General features: G+C 59.9%; 6 protein-coding genes. All 6 read left to right on the top strand.

From position 1 onward, the window contains the following. The first annotated feature begins 148 nt into the window (after positions 1-148). A complete protein-coding gene (locus ACLP4W_RS13540; RefSeq protein ID WP_442386660.1) occupies positions 149-577 on the top strand; it encodes a cellulose-binding domain-containing protein in 429 nt (142 codons plus the stop codon). A gap of 851 nt (positions 578-1,428) precedes the next feature. Beyond that, positions 1,429-1,563, top strand: a complete 135-nt coding sequence (locus tag ACLP4W_RS13535; protein ID WP_442386658.1) for a hypothetical protein — start codon at positions 1,429-1,431, stop codon at positions 1,561-1,563. 191 nt (positions 1,564-1,754) lie between these two features. Further along, the gene (locus tag ACLP4W_RS13530) at positions 1,755-2,024 is read left to right on the top strand and encodes a type II toxin-antitoxin system Phd/YefM family antitoxin (protein WP_442386656.1); all 270 of its coding nucleotides are present in this window, start codon (positions 1,755-1,757) and stop codon (positions 2,022-2,024) included. Next, the gene (locus ACLP4W_RS13525; RefSeq protein ID WP_442386654.1) at positions 2,021-2,302 is read left to right on the top strand and encodes a type II toxin-antitoxin system RelE family toxin; all 282 of its coding nucleotides are present in this window, start codon (positions 2,021-2,023) and stop codon (positions 2,300-2,302) included. The genes ACLP4W_RS13530 and ACLP4W_RS13525 overlap by 4 nt, the downstream gene beginning before the upstream one ends. A 699-nt stretch (positions 2,303-3,001) precedes the next feature. Then, complete coding sequence (locus ACLP4W_RS13520; RefSeq protein ID WP_442386652.1) at positions 3,002-4,102, top strand: tyrosine-type recombinase/integrase; 1,101 nt, start codon at positions 3,002-3,004, stop codon at positions 4,100-4,102. Beyond that, positions 4,102-4,345: helix-turn-helix domain-containing protein (locus ACLP4W_RS13515; protein WP_442386650.1), on the top strand; the 244-nt coding region annotated here is incomplete at its 3' end. The genes ACLP4W_RS13520 and ACLP4W_RS13515, both read left to right, overlap by 1 nt.

The following is a 4,345-nucleotide window of genomic DNA, read 5'->3' as shown; positions in this document are numbered from 1 at the left end:
TCCGCAAGTTCGCGTTCGGCCGGGCCGATACATGGTTCAGGGTGGATCGAGGCTAAAATTTCATGACGGTTTCAGTTGAGCAAAGGTACTGCAGCTTACCCGCGATGCGAGGGCCGATATCGCCTGTTTGGCTTTAGTGTTGGCTGCTATGGGCGGACTGGACAATTACGTGAAGCGCTGGCGCACAGCGCTTCACGTAACCGTGTCGGCATTGATAGTTGCCATCCTCGGACTCGCCATCACCCCCGTAGCTCATGCGGCTGCGGCCACGGCGACGTTGTCGGTGACATCGACGTGGCAGACCGGTTTCATCGCCCACTTCACCATCACCAACTCGAGCGCGGTGCCGCTAAACGATTGGAAGCTTGAATTCGACTTGCCGATTGGAGAATCCGTCTCGCACACGTGGAATAGCACCCTTGCACAATCTGGCACGCACTATGTTCTCACCCCCGCGAATTGGAATCGCATCATTGCACCCGGTGGTTCAGCCACAGGTGGTCTAAGAGGCGTGCTGACCGGTTCCTACTCACCACCGTCGAATTGTCTGCTCAACGGGCAATATTTTTGCACCTAGAGGCGAAGCAAACTCGACATTCCCACGGCGGCCTAACTAAGGTTGCGCGGGACCGGGTGCAACCGCATTTCCCGACAGGCAATCATGAAACTCCTGACTATCCGGGGCGAAGTCGAAGCCGCAGTTGCACTCATGAACTTGCTGGGGGGTGGGAAGCGCATTGCAATAGTCGGTGCCAGCCGAGGCCGATGGTGCGGTCCACATAACACCAGCGGCCAAGGCTGCCGCTGCAGCGCCGACCGCGGCCATCAATACTCTCGTCTTCATGTTGGGATTCCTTTTCTCTGGAAGACGACGGCACTCTGCCGCTGCTGGTTACAGCGGTGACAGCATTTGTAGCACTACGCTAGCCCGCGCTGCCAGATTTTTCTCTAGTACCCGTCCCCCCTCCATCCGCTGTTCGACGATTACGACGGACAAATGACCTGCCGCTGCAACACCGCTTCCTGCCGGCGCGTGATCGACGGGCACGACTGGCGGCGACGCGACCTACAGCTGAGATACCACGGGTACTTCTCGTGGTACCTCGAAGCCAAAATCACCGAAACGCACGCTGACGGCGACACAGCGTGATTTCCGGCAGCATCCGCGGGTATGTGATCGTGGCCGTTCAGACTGTGGCCTCCTCTGTGGTGCGCCGGGTTCCTCCCATGGGGTAAGGCCTCTATCTCAGGGACGCCTAGCCGCTGCCAAAGCGCCAGTACGTCGGGGCGCTCACCGCTGGCGTGGCTAGGACGGCACAACGGAGCTTTGTGATCAAGATCTCTAATGAATGCCGGTTGGGCGGCCATCAATTCGAAAGCATAAACCGTCCATACCAACGAGGGACGCGAAAAGATCGGAGCCTTGAAATGAACATCCACACCACGCCAGACCGGATCGACTACCAGCTGACCCGCGCGCTCGTCGCCATCGAACTACAAAGCCAAGACCGGATCGACCAAGCCGTAGATCGGCTGGCGATCCGCCTACTCGTGCAAGCCTGACCACGAACACGCAAACCGCCATCATTACGCAGCAGCACTGGCACGTCGAACAGACCAAGCACACGCTTATGGACCTTGAGTTCCGAGTTGATTCATCTGATGCAAAACGACGGGTTTTCAGTTGACATAATGTCGCTTATCGGCTAGAAATTGGGTTATGGAGCGGCTATAACACTGGCTATATTGAACGTATGAAGACGGTACCGCTGACGGAGGCCAAGGACAAGCTTTCCGCGCTGGTCGACGAAGCCGACACCACCCACGAGATCATTCAGATCACCCGGCACGGTCGCGTCGCTGCGGTCATCATGTCCGCCGACGATCTTGATTCGCTCAACGAGACGCTGCACGCGCTGCGGACCCCGGGTATCGCCGAGGAGCTCGCGCAAGCCGACGCCGACTACGCCGTCGGCAACACCGTGAGCGGCGAGGAGATTCGCAATCGCTACGGGCTGAAGTGACAGGCCGGGATGCACCCTGGTCTGTCCAGCTGTCGCCAACAGCTGTCCGTGCGCTCGATCGACTGCCACACAAGATCGCCGCGGCGATCGCCGAATTCGTCACCGCCACCTTGCCGGCCGACCCGTACCGGCTGTCCAAGCCGCTGCGGTTCGAGTTCGCAGGATGGCGGGTGGCGCGCCGCGGCGATTACCGTGTCACGTTTCGCACACTCGAGGACGACCGGGTGCTCTACATCGGCCGCATCGAGCACCGCGCACATGTCTATCGCCGCCAATGATTCGCCTGGCACCATTCTGATACGTCACAGTGACATTTCAGCTCCTGACGGCTGCTCCTGCGCAACACCGGTTTTCACTTGGTGTCCTATCCGCGAAATGGTGAGTAGTCCGGGAAAACATGAGAGCTGTCCGATTCCGGCCAGAATCCGGGTAAACATGAGAGTCGGCGGCCCCACACTGCGCTCCGCGGGGACAGCTCGGCAACAGCACCCCAACGACAGGTCCCCGGCGCCCAGCGCACCGACCGGCGCCCGCACCCGACGGATGAACCAGTCACCGGCGCGACACTCAGATCCACGGCCGCGATCAGTCTTGGCGGGGCTGGCATGAACTCAATACGTCATCGTGACGTTTCTATGGAATGGAACTCTGTACCCAATCAGGATGTCCGCCAGTACTTCCCGTGGCATTACTGATGGATAATGGTAATTATCCATGAAAAACCTCGCCGTTTTCATCAGATGAATCACTGTCGTGACTGACGGTCGGCCATCCGGCTGGCGCCGTTGCGGCCGAGAAGCCCTGATAAATGACCGTTTTGGGACGCGGCGACGTGGGCGGAGGCTGTCGGTATGGCTCGGTTCGCCGACACGCCGGCCCGAAGTGTCCTGAACGTGACGCGTCTAGCTGCAGCGATGTGGTATTGATTCAGTGAATGATTCAATGATGCATCCGATGAGACCGGGTAGGAGGCTGATTTGCCCCTCGACAAGAGTGGCCGCGTGCACGTCGTTGGGTCGGTTCCGCTGCTGCATCCGGAGGCGCAGACCGTTGATGAGATGCTCGAGGGATGGCGCAATCAGCAAATGTGCCGCAACCTGGGCCATGACACGATTGCGGGACGAATCCGGCTGGTCGAGCGTTTCGTCGAGCACACCAATGAGTTCCCGTGGATGTGGACGCCGGCCTTGGTGGAGGAGTTCTTCGGCGATCTGCGGTCGGTCAAAAGATGCAAGCAGTCGACTGTGCGTCGTTACCAGAATGCGTTGCGGTTGTTCTGTTCTTATGTCAGCGATCCCGATTACGGGTGGGATCGGGTGTGCGAACAGCGATTCGGCACGCATCCCGCTCAGGTGTTTTTCGATTGGAACACCGCGGTCCACGTGCAGGACAACGAGCAGTCCCCGACCAAGCGCGCGTTTACCAAACGAGAGCTGCAGGATTTCTTCGACCATGCCGACGACCAGGTGTCGCTGATCGCGGCCTCGGCGCGTAAGGGATGGCTGCCGGCCTACCGGGATGCGACGATGTTCAAGCTCGCCTACTCCTACGGCCTGCGGTTTAACGAACTGCGCCATCTGCAGACCGTGGATTTCTCCCGCAATGCCCACGCCCGGGAGTTCGGCGGTTACGGCGTTGTTCAGGTCCGCTTCGGCAAGGCCAAGAAGGGATCCCCACCCAAGCGGCGCGGCGTCCTGACGGTCTTCAAGTGGACTCCTGAGGTGATCACCGACTGGCTTGCCCACGGCCAGCCGGCTATGACCGATGGGCTTGATTTGTTCCCCAGCGAGCGAGGCGCGTTGGTCGCCGAGAACACGCTGTTGCGCCGGTTCCGGCGGTATTGCCGGGATCTGGAGTTGCCAGACGGATTAGATCTGCACTCGCTGCGCCGCTCGTATGCCACCCATTTGATCGAAGACGGCTGGGATGCCCGGTTCGTCCAGGACCAGATGGGTCACGACCATGCCAGCACGACGTCGCTGTATACCTGCGTGTCCAGCGACTACCGGGTCAGCACGTTGCGCCGGGTGTTGGACACCACCATCAACACCGCGCTGTCGTTGGGGGAGGAAAGCTGATGAAACGGCGAGTCGACTACACCTGGAGGTTGGCCGAGCTGATGGCCGCTCGTGGGATGCACAACAGTACCGATCTGATTCCCCTCCTTGCCGAACGCGGGATCGAGCTTTCACGGCCACAGGTGTATCGCGTGGTTCATCAACGCCCCGAACGGGTTTCGCTTCAAATGATCGCCGCACTGTGCGATATCTTGGGTTGCGGCGTCGAGGACCTGGTCACCGTGACCGCGGCCGATGTCCGCC

This window comes from Mycobacterium sp. (assembly GCF_052145595.1).
Lineage (GTDB): Bacteria > Actinomycetota > Actinomycetes > Mycobacteriales > Mycobacteriaceae > Mycobacterium.
Note: the sequence above shows the minus strand (reverse complement) of the source record. Positions and strands in the feature narration are given on the sequence as shown.

Coding starts and splice junctions, on each gene's coding strand:
- ACLP4W_RS13540 (WP_442386660.1), top strand. CDS start 149: ATGGGCGGACTGGACAATTACGTGAAGCGCTGGCGCACAGCGCTTCAC.
- ACLP4W_RS13535 (WP_442386658.1), top strand. CDS start 1,429: ATGAACATCCACACCACGCCAGACCGGATCGACTACCAGCTGACCCGC.
- ACLP4W_RS13530 (WP_442386656.1), top strand. CDS start 1,755: ATGAAGACGGTACCGCTGACGGAGGCCAAGGACAAGCTTTCCGCGCTG.